The 12096-nt window shown below is 63.0% G+C and carries 15 protein-coding genes; 4 read left to right on the top strand and 11 right to left on the bottom strand.

What is annotated here, in order from left to right:
* Positions 1 to 178 precede the first annotated feature (178 nt).
* The 3 genes from ilvC to H3H36_RS24170 are packed head-to-tail and all read right to left on the bottom strand — an operon-like array spanning position 179 to position 3476.
* Positions 179 to 1195, bottom strand: coding sequence for a ketol-acid reductoisomerase (gene ilvC / locus H3H36_RS24180; RefSeq protein WP_182220611.1), 1017 nt, complete (start codon positions 1193 to 1195; stop codon positions 179 to 181).
* 57 nt (positions 1196 to 1252) lie between these two features.
* Entirely contained in the window at positions 1253 to 1744 is a 492-nt protein-coding gene (gene ilvN, locus H3H36_RS24175; protein ID WP_093389534.1) for an acetolactate synthase small subunit, read from the bottom strand.
* A 1-nt stretch (position 1745) separates the two neighbouring features.
* Positions 1746 to 3476 (bottom strand): acetolactate synthase 3 catalytic subunit, encoded by a 1731-nt coding sequence (locus tag H3H36_RS24170; protein WP_182165944.1) that lies wholly within the window; start codon positions 3474 to 3476, stop codon positions 1746 to 1748.
* 515 nt (positions 3477 to 3991) lie between these two features.
* On the opposite strand from H3H36_RS24170, the gene H3H36_RS24165 reads away from it, so the two are divergent.
* The 4 genes from H3H36_RS24165 to H3H36_RS24150 are packed head-to-tail and all read left to right on the top strand — an operon-like array spanning position 3992 to position 6366.
* Positions 3992 to 4561 carry an RNA polymerase sigma factor gene (locus H3H36_RS24165; protein WP_182220610.1) on the top strand — a complete coding sequence of 190 codons (570 nt, stop codon included), beginning with the start codon at positions 3992 to 3994 and terminating at the stop codon, positions 4559 to 4561.
* A complete protein-coding gene (locus H3H36_RS24160) occupies positions 4558 to 4995 on the top strand; it encodes a DUF3619 family protein (protein WP_182220609.1) in 438 nt (145 codons plus the stop codon). The genes H3H36_RS24165 and H3H36_RS24160 overlap by 4 nt, the downstream gene beginning before the upstream one ends.
* A gap of 2 nt (positions 4996 to 4997) precedes the next feature.
* Complete coding sequence (locus tag H3H36_RS24155; RefSeq protein WP_182220608.1) at positions 4998 to 5843, top strand: DUF3106 domain-containing protein; 846 nt, start codon at positions 4998 to 5000, stop codon at positions 5841 to 5843.
* A complete protein-coding gene (locus tag H3H36_RS24150) occupies positions 5833 to 6366 on the top strand; it encodes an RDD family protein (RefSeq protein WP_182220607.1) in 534 nt (177 codons plus the stop codon). The genes H3H36_RS24155 and H3H36_RS24150 overlap by 11 nt, the downstream gene beginning before the upstream one ends.
* 61 nt (positions 6367 to 6427) lie before the next feature.
* On the opposite strand, the gene H3H36_RS24145 is transcribed toward H3H36_RS24150, so the two are convergent.
* The 8 genes from H3H36_RS24145 to iscU form a co-directional block, all read right to left on the bottom strand.
* On the bottom strand, positions 6428 to 7171 hold the full coding sequence (locus H3H36_RS24145; protein WP_182220606.1) for an rRNA pseudouridine synthase: 744 nt from the start codon (positions 7169 to 7171) through the stop codon (positions 6428 to 6430).
* Positions 7172 to 7183: 12 nt separating this feature from the next.
* Positions 7184 to 8101 (bottom strand): class I SAM-dependent methyltransferase, encoded by a 918-nt coding sequence (locus H3H36_RS24140; protein WP_182220605.1) that lies wholly within the window; start codon positions 8099 to 8101, stop codon positions 7184 to 7186.
* Positions 8088 to 8282 carry a Fe-S cluster assembly protein IscX gene (gene iscX, locus H3H36_RS24135; RefSeq protein ID WP_182220604.1) on the bottom strand — a complete coding sequence of 65 codons (195 nt, stop codon included), beginning with the start codon at positions 8280 to 8282 and terminating at the stop codon, positions 8088 to 8090. The genes H3H36_RS24140 and iscX overlap by 14 nt, the downstream gene beginning before the upstream one ends.
* Before the next feature lie 14 nt (positions 8283 to 8296).
* On the bottom strand, positions 8297 to 8638 hold the full coding sequence (gene fdx, locus H3H36_RS24130; protein ID WP_182220603.1) for an ISC system 2Fe-2S type ferredoxin: 342 nt from the start codon (positions 8636 to 8638) through the stop codon (positions 8297 to 8299).
* Between the two features lie 72 nt (positions 8639 to 8710).
* Positions 8711 to 10591 (bottom strand): Fe-S protein assembly chaperone HscA, encoded by a 1881-nt coding sequence (gene hscA, locus H3H36_RS24125; RefSeq protein WP_182220602.1) that lies wholly within the window; start codon positions 10589 to 10591, stop codon positions 8711 to 8713.
* A gap of 121 nt (positions 10592 to 10712) precedes the next feature.
* Positions 10713 to 11231, bottom strand: a complete 519-nt coding sequence (gene hscB / locus H3H36_RS24120) for a Fe-S protein assembly co-chaperone HscB (RefSeq protein ID WP_182220601.1) — start codon at positions 11229 to 11231, stop codon at positions 10713 to 10715.
* Positions 11232 to 11303: 72 nt separating this feature from the next.
* Positions 11304 to 11627 (bottom strand): iron-sulfur cluster assembly protein IscA, encoded by a 324-nt coding sequence (iscA, locus tag H3H36_RS24115; RefSeq protein ID WP_182165966.1) that lies wholly within the window; start codon positions 11625 to 11627, stop codon positions 11304 to 11306.
* 51 nt (positions 11628 to 11678) lie between these two features.
* Positions 11679 to 12071, bottom strand: a complete 393-nt coding sequence (gene iscU / locus H3H36_RS24110; protein ID WP_182220600.1) for a Fe-S cluster assembly scaffold IscU — start codon at positions 12069 to 12071, stop codon at positions 11679 to 11681.
* Positions 12072 to 12096: the final 25 nt, after the last annotated feature.

Here is a 12096-nt window from a genome sequence, read left to right as displayed (position 1 = left end):
ATTTATGCTCCACGCTTCCTTCCCACAGTCAGTTACCCTTCCGCAGTTGCGCTTCACTTCGCTCACTGTGGTCAGCTCGCGGCGGGACTTGCACCCACAGGAGTGCGCCCATGCTGGGCGCACCAACGAAAAAAAAGCCGGGAACGCATCCCGGCTTTTCCTATTGCGAAGAGACTGATTAGTTCTTCGACTGGTCGACCATCTTGTTCTTGGCGATCCAAGGCATCATGGCGCGCAGCTTGGCACCGACTTCTTCGATCTGGTGCTCGGCCGTCAGGCGGCGGCGCGAGATCAGGGTCGGGGCGCCGGCCTTGTTTTCCAGGATGAAGGACTTGGCGTATTCGCCGGTCTGGATGTCCTTCAGGCACTGGCGCATGGCGTTCTTGGTGTCTTCGGTCACCACTTTCGGGCCCGTCACGTACTCGCCGTACTCGGCGTTGTTCGAGATCGAGTAGTTCATGTTGGCGATGCCGCCTTCGTAGATCAGGTCAACGATCAGTTTCAGTTCGTGCAGGCACTCGAAGTAAGCCATCTCAGGAGCGTAGCCGCCTTCGACCAGGGTTTCGAAACCGGCCTTGATCAGTTCCACGGTACCGCCGCACAGCACGGCTTGTTCGCCGAACAGGTCGGTTTCGGTCTCTTCACGGAAGTTGGTTTCGATGATGCCGGCACGGCCACCGCCGTTGGCCGAAGCGTACGACAGGGCGATGTCGCGGGCGATGCCGGACTTGTCCTGGTACACGGCGATCAGGTGCGGCACGCCGCCACCCTGGGTGTAGGTGGCGCGCACGGTGTGGCCTGGGGCCTTCGGTGCGACCATGATCACGTCCAGGTCGGCGCGTGGCACGACTTGGCCGTAGTGCACGTTGAAGCCGTGCGCGAAGGCCAGCACGGCGCCTTGCTTGGCGTTCGGGGCCACGTTTACGTTGTAGACCTGGGCGATGTTCTCGTCCGGCAGCAGGATCATGATGACGTCGGCGGCTTTGACGGCGTCGTTCACTTCGGCCACTTTCAGGCCGGCCTTCTCGACCTTGGACCACGACGAACCGCCCTTGCGCAGGCCCACGGTGACGTTGACGCCGGAGTCGCTCAGGTTTTGCGCGTGGGCGTGGCCCTGCGAACCGTAGCCGATGATGGCCACGTTTTTGCCCTTGATCAGGGAGAGGTCAGCGTCTTTGTCGTAGAAAACTTTCATGATAATTCCTATATTTGGGGTATTGTTTGTTTGAAGCCGTGCGTCGGGGACGTCCGGTTAAACCTTGAGGATGCGTTCGCCGCGTCCGATGCCGGAACCGCCGGTACGGACCGTCTCCAGGATGGAGGCACGGTCGATCGAATCGATGAACGCGTCGAGCTTGCCCTTGTTGCCGGTCAGTTCGATGGTGTACGTTTTTTCCGTCACGTCGATGATGCGGCCACGGAAGATGTCGGCGGTGCGCTTCATTTCCTCGCGCTCCTTGCCGACGGCGCGCACCTTGATGAGCATGAGCTCACGTTCGATGTGGGCGCCTTCGGTCAGATCGACCACCTTGACCACCTCGATCAGGCGGTTCAGGTGCTTGGTGATCTGCTCGATGATGTCATCCGAGCCGCTGGTGACGATGGTCATGCGCGACAGGGTCGCGTCTTCCGTCGGCGCCACGGTCAGCGTTTCGATGTTGTAGCCACGGGCCGAGAACAGGCCCACCACGCGCGACAGCGCGCCCGCTTCATTTTCCAGCAATACAGAGATAATGTGTCGCATCTTATAAGTCCTCCGAACCCAACAGCATTTCGGAGAGCCCTTTGCCCGCCTTCACCATCGGCCATACGTTTTCAGATTGATCGGTGATGAAGTTCATGAACACCAGCCGGTCTTTCATGTCGAACGCTTCCTTGAGCGCGCCTTCCACATCGCCCGGTTTCTCGATGCGCATGCCGACGTGGCCATAGGCCTCGGCCAGCTTCTCGAAGTTGGGCAGCGAATCCATGTAGGACTCGGAATAACGCGAACCGTAGTCGATCTGCTGCCACTGCCGCACCATGCCGAGGAAGCGGTTGTTGAGCATGATGATCTTCGGCGTCAGGTGGTACTGCTTGCAGGTCGCCAGTTCCTGGATGCACATCTGGATCGAACCTTCACCCGTGATGCAGGCGACGGTGGCGTCCGGATTGGCCATCTGCACGCCCATGGCGTACGGCAGGCCGACACCCATGGTGCCCAGGCCGCCCGAGTTGCACCAGCGCTTGGGCTTGTCGAACGGATAGTACTGGGCCGCCCACATCTGGTGCTGGCCCACGTCGGAGGTGATGAAGGCGTCGCCCTTGGTCACCTGCCACAGCTTTTCCACCACGGCCTGGGGCTTGATCACCAGGTCCGACGGCGTGTAGGCCAGGCACTTGCGGCCACGCCATTCATTGATCTGCTTCCACCAGTCCTTGAGCGCGGGCGCGTTGGGCTTGGTCTCGGCCGCGTCGAGCTGGGCCAGGAACTCGATCAGCACGTCCTTGACGTTGCCGACGATGGGAATATCGACCTTGACGCGCTTGGAGATCGACGACGGGTCGATGTCCACGTGGATGATCTTGCGCGGATGGCTGGCGAAGTGTTTCGGGTTGCCGATCACGCGGTCGTCGAAGCGGGCGCCGATGGCGATCAGAACGTCGCAGTGCTGCATCGCCATGTTCGCTTCGTAGGTGCCGTGCATGCCGGGCATGCCGACGAACTTCTCGTCGCTGGCGCGGTAGGCGCCCAGGCCCATCAGCGTGTTGGTGACGGGGAAGCCCAGCTTGTCGACCAGCTTGTTCAGTTCCGGCGAGGCATTGGCCAGGATCACGCCGCCGCCCGTGTAGATCATGGGGCGCTCGGCTTGCAGCAACAGCTGCACGGCCTTGCGGATCTGGCCCGAATGGCCCTTGTCGACCGGCTTGTAGGACCGCATCTCGACCTCTTTCGGGTACGAGAAGGTGGTCTTGTGCATCGAGATATCCTTCGGAATATCGACCAGCACGGGGCCGGGACGGCCGGTGCGGGCGATGAAGAAGGCTTTCTTGATGGTTTCCGCCAAGTCCTTGACGTCCTTGACGAGGAAATTGTGCTTGACGACGGGACGGGTGATACCGACCGTGTCGCATTCCTGGAACGCATCCTGGCCGATGGCATGGCTGGGCACCTGGCCCGAAATGACCACCATCGGGATCGAGTCCATGTAAGCGGTCGACAGGCCCGTGACGGCGTTGGTCACACCGGGACCGGAGGTCACCAGGGCGACGCCGACTTTCTGCGAGCTGCGCGAATAGGCATCGGCGGCGTGGATCGCGGCCTGCTCATGGCGAACGAGGATGTGCTGGAATTTGTCTTGCTTGAAGATGGCGTCGTAAATGTACAGAACGGCACCGCCCGGGTAGCCAAAGACGTGCTCAACGCCCTCTTCGGCCAGGCAGCGCACGACGATTTCCGCGCCTGTGAGTTGGTTTCCTGCTGCTTCGGTATTCATAACACATTCCTTTCAAGGTCCATTGGAGATTGATCGGATGCCCTGTCCTGGCGAAGTATGCGTACTGCCACAGCGTGGTCCAGCTGCCCTTTTGGATGCGGTCACGGTGCCTCTTCCGCTCACCGTAGGGAGCGTACAAGGCGTCGCTGGACGCAATTTCGTTAGGCTGGAGTATTCTGCAGCGGTTGTGCGTACCTCTCGCGCTTGTGGCGCGGGTTAGAGCAAACTGCCTACATATGAAAGCGCGTCTTGTCGATTGCGGCGTTGTGTGCCAGCGGCGACCAGACCATAGAGCTTCGGGATGTTCAAAGCTCCCATACGGTAACACCGGCACCCCGGTTTGAGCAAGCGAAATCATGCGTAAAGCGCCATTCTGGTGCGTCTGTTATCGAAAAACATGCGGAAATGGCCAATTTTTGCTAGCATGCGCTCAGTTTACGAAACAACGCCACACGCAACACTTCCGGCCTTCGCGCCCCAGATGCCGGCATTCCCGGCCAAACGCTCCACGACGCATGGCAACAGACAAAGAATTATCCGACTTTCTAGAAAACGTCGAGCGGCGCGCCTTTAAACAAGCCGTCTATGCGGTACGCAAGGACGAATCCGCCCTGGACATCGTGCAGGACGCGATGATCAAGCTCGCCGAGAAATACGGCGACAAGCCGGCCGCCGAGCTGCCCATGCTGTTCCAGCGCATCCTGCAGACCACCATCCTCGATTATTTCCGCCGAGAAAAAGTACGCAACACCTGGGTCAGCCTGTTCTCCGGCCTGGGCCCATCGGGAGACGAGCATGAGGACTTTGATATACTGGAGTCCTACGAAGCCGAACAAGGCACCGCGGCCGCCGAGTCCAGCGCCGACCAGGTCGAACGCCAGCAAATGCTGGCCTTGATCGAGAATGAGGTACAAAAACTGCCCGCGCGTCAACGGGAAGCCTTCCTCATGCGTTACTGGCAAGATATGGACGTGGCCGAAACGGCCGAAGCGATGGGTTGTTCCGAGGGGAGCGTCAAAACACATTGCTCACGCGCAACTCATGCACTCGCCGAGGCACTGCAGGCCAAGGGAATAAAATTATGAACACCGAAGAACTCAATTTCGCATACAAGGTGCGGCACAAGCTCAATGAGCGGCTCGACGACTTGCCGGCCTCGACCACCGACCGGCTGGCGCAAGCGCGCAAGGCGGCCCTGGCCCGCAAGAAGGCCGATGCCCCGCTGCGCGTGAAGCAGGCGGCACTGGCCACGGCCAGCGCTGGCGGCGCACGCAGCCTGGGCGATTACTTCTCGCAGCCGTTCTCCTGGCTGGGCCGGGTCAGCATGGTGATTCCGCTGCTGGTGCTGGTCACGGGCCTGATCGGCATCTACCAGTACGAACAGCAACAGCGCGTGGCCGAGCTGGCCGAGCTGGACGCGGCCGTGCTGTCGGATGAACTGCCGCTGTCGGCCTACCTGGACCACGGCTTTAACGCCTACCTCGCCCAAAGCGAACAAAGCGACCGAAGCGAGCAATAAGCATGACGGGTTTCAGTAGTCAGGCAAAACTGGGCGTGGCGGTGGCGGCAGGCGTGCTGGCGGCAGTGGCCGGCACGGTCTGGGTCGGCACGCGCCCGGCGCCCGTGGCGCCGGCGGCCAGAGTTGCGGCCGCCGCACCCTCGGCATCGTCCGCCGCTGGCAAGTCCGGCGCTGGCGGCAAGCAGCATGGCGCCGCGCCCAAAGGCCTGGACAAGCCTCTCTGGAAGGAATTGAACGCATCACAACAGCAAGCCCTGCTCCCGCTGCAAGTGGAATGGGATCAGATGGAAGGCTTGCGCAAGCAGAAGTGGCTGAAGATCGCCAACCGCTATTCGTCGATGACACCCGACGAACAGGCGCGCGTGCGCGAGCGCATGAACGAATGGGTACGCATGACGCCGGAACAGCGGCGCCAGGTGCGCGAGAACTACGCCCGCACCCAGAAGATCGGCCCCGGCCACAAGTCAGCCCAGTGGGAGGAGTACCAGCAACTTCCTGAAGAGCAGAAGAAACAACTGGCAGCAGCGGCGGCCGTGAAAAAACAGGTGGCCAACCTGCCGACGCCGGAACAGAGCAAGATGAAGACGGTAGCGCCGATCAAGAAGAACGTAACGCCGCCACCATCGATCGCGCCGATCACCCCGGCCACCCCGGTGGCCCCGTCGGCACCGTCGGCACAGGCAGCGCCGGCAACACAGGCAGCCACGGCGCCCGCTGCCGGCACGGCTGCCGCGACGGCGCCAACGGCCGCCAGTACACCGGCGACCGGCACGCCCACCGCACCCGCCAGCACCACGACCCCGGCCGCCACCCCGGCCAGCGCACCCGCCCCCACGAATGTCAAATAGCCCCGCTCCGGCTCCCAGCAGCCCGGCCGTGCCCACCGTGGCGCGCCGCCTGATCTCGATGGTGTACGAAACCCTGCTCGGCCTGGCCGTGCTGTTCTTGCCCTTCCTCGTATTTGAGATCGCCACCCAGGCCAGCCATGCCAAGGTGGTCGAGCACATGCGCCAGGCGCTGGCCTTCCTCGTGCTGGGCGCCTACTTCATCCATCAATGGAGTCGCGAAGGCCAGACCTTGGCCATGCGCACCTGGCGTATCAAGCTGGTGATGCCAGGCCGCGAGCACGTACCGCTGCAAGCGGCCGTAGTGCGCTACCTGCTGGCCTGGCTGTGGATCGTGCCGGCCGCGCTGCTGGACTACGCATTGGGACTGGCGCACTGGCAGGCGCTGGGTGTGCTGGGCGCCGGCATCCTGGCCTGGTCGGCCACGGCCTGGTTCGACAAGGACGGCCAGTTCCTGCACGACCGCCTGACGGGCACCCGCCTGGTGCAACTGCCCAAGCCCGAGAAAAAGAAGAAAGCCGCCTGAAAAGAATGGGGGACGTAGCAAAATTCCGAATTATGCTACGTCCCCAATTGTATTTGGCCGCTTAGAAACGCTCGTACGGTTGTAAGTAGCGCCACTCGCCCACCGGCAAACCCGCCATGGCGATGCGGCCGATGCGGATGCGCTTGATCGCCACCACGCTCAATCCCACCTGCTTGCACATGTGCTCGATCTGGCCCGGCTGCACGCCCTTGAGCGCGAAGCGCAGGCGCTTTTCATTTTGCCAGCTGACCTTGATCGGCGGCAGCGGCTTGCCGTTGAATGTGAGGCCGTGATTCAGCTTTGCCAGGCCATTCTCCGCGATCTGGCCCGCCACTTCCACGATCAATTCCTGCTCCATGCGCGCCGCGTCGTCCACCAGCTTGCGCGCCACGCGGAAGTCCTGCGTGAACACGACCAGGCCGCTGGCCATCGTCTCCAGTGGATTGGTCAGGGTCAGGCCCGCCAGATGGCGCTTGAGGAAACGCTGGCCCCGCGCGTCGGCCGTCAGCGTGTCGGCGCGCAGGCAAGTGAGCGCGGGCACGCCCTGCTGGCCGACACCGGCGTTGACGCCGGCCGGTTTGTGCAGCAGCAGCGTGACGGGTACCACGTCCAGCAGCGTCGCATCGGGCGCGATGGTGACTGTCTGGTGTGGCGCCGCGCGGGCCCCCGGTTCCTCGACCACTACACCATCCACGCTGACCCAGCCGCCTTCGATGTACTGCTCGGCCTCGCGCCGCGAACAGGCACGCATTTCCGCCACGCGCTTGGCGAGACGGATGGTGTTGTCGGTACTGCTATCGCTCATTGCATCCATCGCTTATGCGCTCGCTTGCGCTACTTGCTCGGTGAAGAAGCGGTTGCCCATCTCCTCCAGCCCCAGCGTTTCCAGCACTTCGCGCAGGCGCTCGGTCGGGCGGTTGCGCGGCAGGTTCTTGTAGGTGGCGATGATCAGCTCATTCTTCATCGAATGCTCCCAGCCCACCAGCTCCGTCACGTTGACCTGGTAGCCGTGCGCTTCCAGTTGCAGGCAGCGCAGGACGTTGGTGATCTGGCTGCCGAATTCACGGGTGTGTATCGGATGGCGCCAGATTTCCGTCAGCGCGCTCTTGGCCAGCGCCTTGCCCTTGTTCTTCTTCAGCACGGACGCCACTTCGGCCTGGCAGCAAGGCACCAGCACCATGTACTTGGCCTTCTTCTTGAGCGCGAAGTGGATCGCGTCATCGGTCGCCGTGTTGCACGCGTGGAGCGCGGTGACGATGTCGATCTGTTCCGGCAGCAGCTTCGATTCGGTCGATTCAGCCACCGACAGCGGCAGGAAGGACATGCCGGGGAAGTTGAACTTCTTCGCCAGTTCCTGCGAACGGGCCACCAACTCCTCGCGCGTTTCGATGCCGTAGATGTGCGAGTCGTCCTGCAAGCCCTTGAAGAACAGGTCGTACAGAATGAAGCCCAGGTAGGACTTGCCCGCGCCGTGATCCACCAGCGAGATGCCGGGACCGCCCTCGCCCCGCTCTGCCTGCAGTTCCTTGAGCAGCGGCTCGATGAACTGGTACAGGTGATAGACCTGCTTGAGCTTGCGCCGGCTATCCTGGTTCAACTTGCCGTCGCGGGTGAGGATGTGCAGTTCCTGCAGCAGCGCCACCGACTGGCCGTCGCGGATCTCGGGCATGGTGGCGGTGCTGGTGGTGGTGGCCAGCGGTACGGCCTTGGCCGCCCGGTTCTCAGCGCGCTTCATCGATCCACGCCTGCTGTATCGCTTCCAGAATCTTCTCGCCGCCACGGGAGTGGTCGTCGTCGAAGCCTTCCAGGTCCACCACCTTGTTGTGCAGGTCGGTGAAGCGGAGGGTGGTCGGATCGGTGTCCGGGTATTTGTCGTACAGCGCTTCCGCGATGGCCGTGATGTCAGTCCATTTCATGTCGCTCTCCCGTCTCAATGTCCGCCTTCGCTGGCGTGGTTGATGGTGTATTTCGGGATTTCGATCACGAGGTCTTCCTCGTCCACGATGGCCTGGCACGACAGGCGCGACACGGCTTCCAGGCCCCAGGCCTTGTCCAGCATATCCTCCTCCGTCTCGGTCGCCTCGTTGAGCGAATCGAAGCCTTCGCGCACCAGCACGTGGCAGGTGGTGCAGGCGCACGACTTCTCGCAGGCGTGCTCGATGTGAATATCGTTTTCGAGCAGGATGTCGCACACGGACTTGCCGGCGGGCGCTTCGATCACGGCGCCTTCAGGGCACAGCTTGGCGTGTGGCAGGATGACGATTTGTGGCACTTGGTTACCTCTGTCTGTTCAATTCGGTTCGCCGCCCGGCCCGCAAGGCGGGCGGCGGCGGTGATGGGATGATTACACTACCTGGTCCAGCGACTTGCCGGCCAGGGCGCTGCGCACGCTGCGGTCCATGCGGCGCGAGGCGAATTCCTCGGTGCCGTTGGCCAGCGCCTCCACGGCCGCCTTCACGCCGCTGTGGTCCAGCGTACCGGCGTTGGACGCCGTGATGGCGTCGCGCACCTGCTGCATCAGCGCGTCCACGGCGGCCCGCTCGGCGCCGTCCAGCAGGTTGCCGTCTTCGTCCAGCGCGGACTGGGTGGCCAGCAGGATGCGCTCGGCCTCCACCTGTTCCTCGCGCAATGCGCGCGCCACCATGTCCACGTCGGCCGCCTTGTACGAATCCTGCAGCATGCGCGCCACGTCGTCGTCGCCCAGGCCATAGGCCGGCTTGACGCTGATCGACGCTTCCACGCCCGAGCGCAGCTCGCGCGCCGACACCGACAGCAAGCCGTCGGCATCGACCTGGTAGGTGATGCGGATGCGCGCCGCGCCGGCCACCATGGGCGGGATGCCGCGCAGTTCGAAGCGGGCCAGCGAGCGGCAGTCCGACACCAGTTCGCGTTCGCCTTGCAGCACGTGCACGGCCAGCGCCGTCTGGCCATCCTTGAAGGTGGTGAACTCCTGCGCGCGCGCGCACGGGATGGTGGAATTGCGGGGGATGATCTTCTCGACCAGGCCGCCCATCGTCTCGATGCCGAGCGAGAGCGGAATCACGTCCAGCAGCAACCAGTCGTCGCCGGGCGCGCGGTTGCCGGCCAGCAGATTGGCCTGGATGGCCGCGCCCAGCGCCACCACCTTGTCCGGGTCAATATTGGCGTGCGGCGTGGTGTGGAAGAACTCGCCCACGGCGCGCTGCACGTGCGGCATGCGCGTGGCGCCGCCCACCATGACCACGCCGTCCACGTCGTCCGCATCCACGCCCGCGTCGCGCAGGGCCTTGCGGATCGCGTTCATGGTCTTGCCGACCAGGTGCTTGGTGATCTCGTGGAAGGTGGCGGCCGTGATCTTCAGGTGCACCTCCTCGCCCGAACCGAGCACGGCGTCCACCATCACTTCATCCTTGGTCGACAGCAGTTCCTTGGCTTCGCGCGCCTTGACCATCAACACGGCCGTGTCCTCGTCGGACAGGGGCGCCAGCTTTTCCTGCTCGTGGATCCAGCAGAACAGGCGGTGGTCGAAGTCGTCGCCACCCAAGGCCGAATCGCCGCCGGTCGACAGCACTTCGAACACGCCCTTGGACAGCTTGAGGATGGAGATGTCGAAGGTGCCGCCGCCCAGGTCGTAGACGGCGAACAGGCCTTCGGAACCATTATCGAGGCCGTAGGCAATGGCGGCGGCCGTCGGCTCGCTCAGCAGGCGCAGCACGTTCAGGCCGGCCAGTTGTGCCGCGTCCTTGGTGGCCTGGCGCTGGGCGTCGTCGAAATAGGCCGGCACCGTGATCACGGCGCCCACCAGGTCATCGCCCAGCGAGTCTTCCGCGCGCTGGCGCAGCGTAGCCAGGATCTGGGCCGAGATCTCGACCGGGCTCTTGATGCCGGCGATGGTCTTGAGCTGCACCATGCCGGGCGTGTCCTGGAAATCGTAGGGCAGGTTTTCCGCGTAGGCGATGTCCTGCAGGCCGCGGCCCATGAAGCGCTTGACCGAGACGATGGTGTTCTTCGGATCGGTGGTCTGCGCGGCCTGCGCCTTGTAGCCGATGTTGGCGTGGCCATTGGGCAGGTAGCGCACCACGGATGGCAGCAGCGGGCGGCCGTCTTCATCGTTGAGCACTTCGGGGATGCTGTTGCGCACGGTGGCGACCAGCGAGTTGGTGGTGCCCAGGTCGATCCCCACCGCCAGCCGGTGCTGGTGCGGCGCGGTCGACATGCCAGGTTCGGAAATTTGCAGAAGTGCCATTTATGGTTTCATGCCTTGCGGCTCTGATTAAAAGTATGCGGTGGAACGGCCGCCGGCGCGTGGCCGCAGGCCGGAATACCGGCCATCGCCGCGCGGTGCGGCGCCCTGCTCCACCGTCCGCTCAAGCGTCCTCTAACTGATGGAACGCCAGGTCGATCTCATGCTTCATCTTGTCGATGAACATCAGCGCGCGGATATCCTGCGCGGCGGCGTGGTAATCGTTGCCATCGAGGTGCACGGCGATGTCGAGCAAGCGGCCCTTGCGGTCATTGCGCAGTTCGCGGTCCAGCGCCTCCAGCGCGCCCAGGTCCTTGGCGGCGCGGGCCTCGCCCAGCGCCTCGCGCCACTCCATCTGCTGCATCAGGAAGGTCATCGGCATGGCCGTGTTGGACTCCGTCTGCAGATCCACGCCATTGAGCTCGCACAGGTACTGGGCGCGCTTCTGGGGATTCTTCAGCGTCTGGTAGGCTTCGTTGGCGCGCGTGGCCCACTGCATGGCGACGCGCTTTTCCGCGTCCGTCGCATTGACGAAACGGTCGGGATGAACCTGGCCCTGGACATCGCGGTAGGCGGCGTCCAGCGCGCCCTGGTCGAGCGCGAATTGCTGCGGCAGGTGAAACAGTTCGAAATGATTTTGCATGGCTGGAGTCTATCCGGGTCTATTCGTCGTCTGCCGTCACAATCGCAAGACCGCGGCACATGGAACGCGGGCTCAGATGCGGAAGCTTTCGCCGCAGCCGCACGCGTCCTTCTGGTTCGGGTTGTTGAACTTGAAGCCTTCGTTCAAGCCTTCGCGCGCGAAGTCGAGCTCCGTGCCATCAATGTACGGCAGGCTTTTCGGATCGACGAACACCTTCACGCCGAACGATTCGAACACATGATCTTCCTGCGCCGCCTCGTCCACATATTCCAGCTTGTAGGCCAAACCCGAGCAGCCCGTGGTGCGCACGCCAAAGCGCAGGCCCACGCCCTTGCCACGCCGTTCGATGTAACGGTTGATGTGCTTCGCCGCTTTTTCGGTCAATGTGATTGCCATGCATTTCTCCTGCCGGTCCCCGCCTCATCGCGGGGTCCGGTGTCAAACAAATTAAGCCGCTGCGACCGGGTGCTTGTTCTGGTAATCGAGCACGGCGGCCTTGATCGCGTCTTCCGCCAGGATCGAGCAGTGAATCTTCACCGGCGGCAGCGCCAGTTCTTCCGCGATCTGGGTGTTCTTGATGGCCAGCGCCTGGTCCAGCGTCTTGCCCTTGACCCATTCGGTCACCAGCGAGCTCGATGCGATGGCCGAACCGCAGCCATAGGTCTTGAACTTGGCGTCTTCGATCAGGCCATCGGCGCCGACCTTGATCTGCAGCTTCATCACGTCGCCGCAGGCGGGCGCACCCACCATGCCGGTGCCGACGCTTTCATCGCCTTTTTCGAACGCGCCCACGTTGCGGGGATTTTCGTAGTGATCCAACACTTTTTCCGAGTAAGCCATTTTGATGCTCCTAAATTTGAGAGAA

The sequence above is a fragment of the Rugamonas fusca genome, from assembly GCF_014042365.1.
Taxonomy (GTDB): Bacteria; Pseudomonadota; Gammaproteobacteria; order Burkholderiales; family Burkholderiaceae_D; genus Rugamonas; species Rugamonas fusca.
This window is presented reverse-complemented; position numbering and strand designations above follow the sequence as displayed.

What these genes read in the sequence shown, in the direction of transcription:
- H3H36_RS24165 (WP_182220610.1), top strand. Translation starts at nt 3,992, where the DNA reads ATGGCAACAGACAAAGAATTATCCGACTTTCTAGAAAACGTCGAGCGG.
- H3H36_RS24160 (WP_182220609.1), top strand. Translation starts at nt 4,558, where the DNA reads ATGAACACCGAAGAACTCAATTTCGCATACAAGGTGCGGCACAAGCTC.
- iscA (WP_182165966.1), bottom strand. Translation starts at nt 11,627, where the DNA reads ATGGCAATCACATTGACCGAAAAAGCGGCGAAGCACATCAACCGTTAC.
- H3H36_RS24155 (WP_182220608.1), top strand. Translation starts at nt 4,998, where the DNA reads ATGACGGGTTTCAGTAGTCAGGCAAAACTGGGCGTGGCGGTGGCGGCA.
- iscX (WP_182220604.1), bottom strand. Translation starts at nt 8,282, where the DNA reads ATGAAATGGACTGACATCACGGCCATCGCGGAAGCGCTGTACGACAAA.
- hscB (WP_182220601.1), bottom strand. Translation starts at nt 11,231, where the DNA reads ATGCAAAATCATTTCGAACTGTTTCACCTGCCGCAGCAATTCGCGCTC.
- ilvN (WP_093389534.1), bottom strand. Translation starts at nt 1,744, where the DNA reads ATGCGACACATTATCTCTGTATTGCTGGAAAATGAAGCGGGCGCGCTG.
- H3H36_RS24170 (WP_182165944.1), bottom strand. Translation starts at nt 3,476, where the DNA reads ATGAATACCGAAGCAGCAGGAAACCAACTCACAGGCGCGGAAATCGTC.
- hscA (WP_182220602.1), bottom strand. Translation starts at nt 10,591, where the DNA reads ATGGCACTTCTGCAAATTTCCGAACCTGGCATGTCGACCGCGCCGCAC.
- iscU (WP_182220600.1), bottom strand. Translation starts at nt 12,071, where the DNA reads ATGGCTTACTCGGAAAAAGTGTTGGATCACTACGAAAATCCCCGCAAC.
- H3H36_RS24140 (WP_182220605.1), bottom strand. Translation starts at nt 8,101, where the DNA reads ATGAAGCGCGCTGAGAACCGGGCGGCCAAGGCCGTACCGCTGGCCACC.
- H3H36_RS24145 (WP_182220606.1), bottom strand. Translation starts at nt 7,171, where the DNA reads ATGAGCGATAGCAGTACCGACAACACCATCCGTCTCGCCAAGCGCGTG.
- ilvC (WP_182220611.1), bottom strand. Translation starts at nt 1,195, where the DNA reads ATGAAAGTTTTCTACGACAAAGACGCTGACCTCTCCCTGATCAAGGGC.
- H3H36_RS24150 (WP_182220607.1), top strand. Translation starts at nt 5,833, where the DNA reads ATGTCAAATAGCCCCGCTCCGGCTCCCAGCAGCCCGGCCGTGCCCACC.